Genomic DNA, 4,210 nt, shown 5'->3' on the forward strand with positions numbered 1-4,210 from the left:
ATCTAATTCCTGTTCTCATATGCTGCTCTTTAGTGAGTACAGCTTGTTCCTCTAGTGTTCATGATGTGAATGCTATTGAAGTCAAGGAATCTAAAATTTCTCCTGAAGATCAGGTGATTATTCAAAAATATAAGGATCGTATTAATAATTTAGATCTTAGTGACCGAAATCTTGTTGATGCTACAATGAAAAAAAGTTTATCTGAAATAAGTAAAATTCAGAATAAACATGAGAGAGAAAAAATAGAAATGAATATCTATCTCTCTACAGGGATGTATCAAGAAGCATATAACTTGAATACTAAAATCTTAAAAGAGAATCCCCAAATTTCAAATTTGTTAACTCAGTGCGAATTAATACACGTTCTTAAACTTTCGAAGAAAAAATTTCAAAAATGTCATACTGATCTAGCATTAGCTTTTGAAAAAGAGTTGAAAACGATTCCAAAAAGTGATCCAGAATATTCTTATAGTGAGTGGGGGTATCTTCTATCAATGTATAAAGCAGGGCACGAAAACTATAAACATAAATTGGAAAAGTTTATTAATTCAACAAAAGACGAACAAATGAAATTTCAACTTCAGAGTGCATATGAGTTAGCTATCGAGCAGAAAAAATCTATTTAGATGAATATTGAGAAACCACCTTAAGAGTTTGGTTTCTCAATATATTTTATATGTGGCAGCTCAAATTTGAGCTAAGCTTTATTTGGGGCTAACAAAAATATTTATATCGGATTATTTTATCACTCATTCACCAATGGTTGTTCCACCTTAAAATTGGGGGGAGTCAACACTGTCTTGCGAATCTCATCTGAGAGTTCTGGATAATCCAGCGTGTAGTGCAAACCACGCGATTCCTTACGTTCCATTGCACAACGCACAATCATTTCAGAAACCAAAACCAAATTACGCAATTCGATCAGGTTCTTACTGACGCGGTAATCTTGATAGTATTCATTGATTTCACGCTTCAACATTTCAATACGGTGTAAAGCACGTTGTAAACGTTTCGTCGTACGAACGATGCCGACATAGTTCCACATCGTTGAACGTAGTTCATCCCAGTTTTGCAGGATGACCACATCTTCATCTGCATCGGTGACTTGAGATTCATCCCAAGACGGCACCTCTGGAAACTCAAAGCTTGTGTTGTGTTTACTTTGAATATCTTCTGCTGCGCTCATACCATATACAAAACATTCAAGCAGTGAGTTACTCGCCATACGATTTGCGCCGTGTAAACCTGTATAAGAAGTTTCACCAATCGCATATAAGCCATCTAAATCAGTTTGGCTATGTTCATCGACGACGACACCGCCACAAGTATAGTGAGCCGCAGGAACCACAGGAATCATGTCTTTGGTAATATCAATCCCAAGCTCAAGCAAACGTGCATACAAAGTCGGAAAGTGCTCTGTAATAAATTCAGGTGATTTATGCGTAATGTCCAACCAAACATGACGAATACCCAAGCGTTTAATTTCATGGTCAATGGTACGCGCCACAATATCACGTGGTGCAAGTTCAGCACGTTCATCAAAACGCAACATGAAGCGTTCGCCATCTGGTAAACGCAGATATGCACCTTCACCACGCATCGCTTCGGTAATTAGGAAAGAGCGCGCTTTCGGATGATATAAACAAGTCGGATGGAATTGGTTAAATTCCATATTGGCTACACGACAACCTGCTCGATAAGCCATTGCTATCCCATCGCCCGTCGCAATATCAGGATTTGAAGTGTAGAGATATGCCTTCATTGCACCGCCACAGGCGAGGGCGGTAAATGGCGCTAAAAAGGTATGAACTTGTTCAGTATTTTCATTTAAAGCGTATAAGCCAATCGAGCGATTGTTTTGATCTTGATGGCCAAGTTTGTGCAATGTAATGAGATCAATCGCAATATAGTCTTCAAAAATCGTAATGTTTTCGCGTTCTTGTGCGCGCTCAACTAAAGTTGTTGAAATGGCTTTACCTGTGGCATCGGCAGAGTGAATGATACGACGTTGAGAGTGACCACCTTCACGAGTGAGATGAAGTTGTTCATCATCGTCTAAAGTGAATTGCACACCTTGTCCAAGAAGGAAATCAACAGAAGGTTTGCCACCTTCAACCGTATGTTTGACAGCATCTAATTCACATAGATGCCCGCCTGCAATCATAGTGTCATTAATATGTTGTTGAATGGAGTCTGTTTCGTCTAAGACCGCAGCGACACCACCTTGTGCATAAAAGGTACTGGCTTCTGTCAATGCCGCTTTTGCTAAAATCGCAATGTTGTAATGACTTGGTAAAGAGAGTGCAAGACTTAAACCTGCACCACCACTGCCCACAATAATCACATCAAAATGGTGAATTGTTTTTAAATCAGGCATGTCGATCTGCTTCAGTTTTAAACGTTCGCTAATGACACCGCTTTTTTATCAAAAAGGCAAGGGCCAATCTGCCTGAAATTGGGTGAATTTTTAGCGAATGCGATTTATTTGCTGATTATTTTTTGTTTAATGTGACTTAGTAAGAAAACGATTATGTTTCAGTACATTGTTTTAATCTAGACTTAAGCTGTCCAGTATAAAACCTTAAAATGAAAAGTGAATGCTTAGAAATGTCTTCATAATTCATTCACATTTCATCGTTCTATTTCGTTGTATACATTGAAAATATAAACATTTTTTTACGAAAAGAATGCTGGGGTTATGCTACAAACATAGACCATAACTTTTATTTTAATCATCAGTATGTAGGTTCTTGCTTCATGAAAAGTCGCTATTTACAACAAGGAATGTATGCTGCGGTATTTACGATAGCAGCTGCTCAAGTCAACGCTGCTACGCCAGTAGATTTTTCAAACCTCGTTGAGCAGGTGAGTCCTGCTGTTGTGAGTGTCAATGTTGTGAAAAAAATGACTCAGGAAGAGTTGTTGCAGCAACAAGTACCAGAGATTTTAAGGCGCTTTTTTGGCAATCAAGTCATCATTCCACAGCGACAAGGACCTCAAGAGAAGACTGCATTTGGTAGTGCTTTTTTTATCAGTAAAGATGGCTACCTCGTGACCAACCATCACGTGATTGCCAATGCGTCACGTATCAGTATTACGTTGAATGATCGTCGTGAATTTGATGCAACTTTGGTTGGGAGCGATGAGCGTACAGATGTCGCCGTACTAAAAGTTGAAGGGGCGAATTTCCCTGAGTTAAGAGTAGGGGACGTTAATCAATTGCGAGTAGGCGAGCCTGTTCTCGCGATTGGATCTCCATTTGGATTCGATTATTCGGCATCGGCAGGGATTGTAAGTGCGAAGTCACGGAATATGAGTGGTGAAACATCTGTTCCCTTTATTCAAACAGATGCTGCTTTGAACCCAGGTAATTCTGGCGGTCCATTATTCAATCAAAGAGGTGAGGTTGTTGGTGTAAACTCTCGTATCTTTAGTGGTACGGGGGGGTATATGGGATTGTCGTTCTCTATCCCAATCGATGTTGCGATGGATGTTGTTCAGCAACTGAAAGCCAATGGTAAAGTGACTCGTTCTTATCTTGGTATTATGCTGCAAGATATAGATCGCAACCTAGCCGAGGCTTATAAACTACCAAAACCTGAGGGTTCATTAATTACTCAAGTTGCACCAAAGTCACCTGCTGAAAAAGCGGGATTGAAATCTGGGGATGTGATTTTGAAAATTAATGGTGCACCAATTTCACGTACCAGTGATTTACTTTATACCTTGAATCGTATTTCTCCGAACCAAACCATTCGATTAGAAATTTTGCGTGATGAAAGAGTTCGTACTGTTTCTGCAACATTAGGTACAGCACCTGATGACACCCCTGCAACAGGTGATAAAAATAGTCCGACCAGTGGATTAGGGATGAGCATCCGAAACCTCACGCCAACTGAGCAATCTCGTTTAGATGTTCGTGGAGGTATTCTCGTACAAGAAGTACAGCGTGGTGGCTTAGCATCTCTATCTAATATCGTTGCTGGTGATGTTATTTTACAAGTTAATGGCACTGCAATTAATGATAGTGCAGGTTTTGCTAGAGTAATTGCAGGATTGCCAAAAGGCAGCGTGGCTCGTGTGGCGATTATCCGTCAAGGACAACGTGCGATCTTAGGCCTACGTCTACAGTAACATTGTATAAAGTCATAAGAACCACTCTATTTAGAGTGGTTTTTATTTTGTAATCTAGATTTGTTTCTAATACTGT

The 4,210-nt window shown here is 39.6% G+C and carries 3 protein-coding genes; 2 read left to right on the forward strand and 1 reads right to left on the reverse strand.

The window, feature by feature from the left end:
* The coding region (locus HMPREF0023_RS08220; protein WP_323740330.1) for a hypothetical protein at window positions 1-626 on the forward strand (626 nt) is incomplete at its 5' end.
* 119 nt (window positions 627-745) lie between these two features.
* On the opposite strand, the gene nadB is transcribed toward HMPREF0023_RS08220, so the two are convergent.
* Window positions 746-2,383 (reverse strand): L-aspartate oxidase, encoded by a 1,638-nt coding sequence (nadB, locus tag HMPREF0023_RS08225; protein ID WP_171057895.1) that lies wholly within the window; start codon window positions 2,381-2,383, stop codon window positions 746-748.
* 374 nt (window positions 2,384-2,757) lie between these two features.
* On the opposite strand from nadB, the gene HMPREF0023_RS08230 reads away from it, so the two are divergent.
* Window positions 2,758-4,134 (forward strand): Do family serine endopeptidase, encoded by a 1,377-nt coding sequence (locus HMPREF0023_RS08230; protein WP_008941800.1) that lies wholly within the window; start codon window positions 2,758-2,760, stop codon window positions 4,132-4,134.
* The last annotated feature ends 76 nt before the right edge of the window (window positions 4,135-4,210 follow it).

The sequence above is a fragment of the Acinetobacter sp. ATCC 27244 genome, from assembly GCF_000156555.1.
In the GTDB taxonomy this organism is placed as follows: Bacteria; Pseudomonadota; Gammaproteobacteria; order Pseudomonadales; family Moraxellaceae; genus Acinetobacter; species Acinetobacter haemolyticus.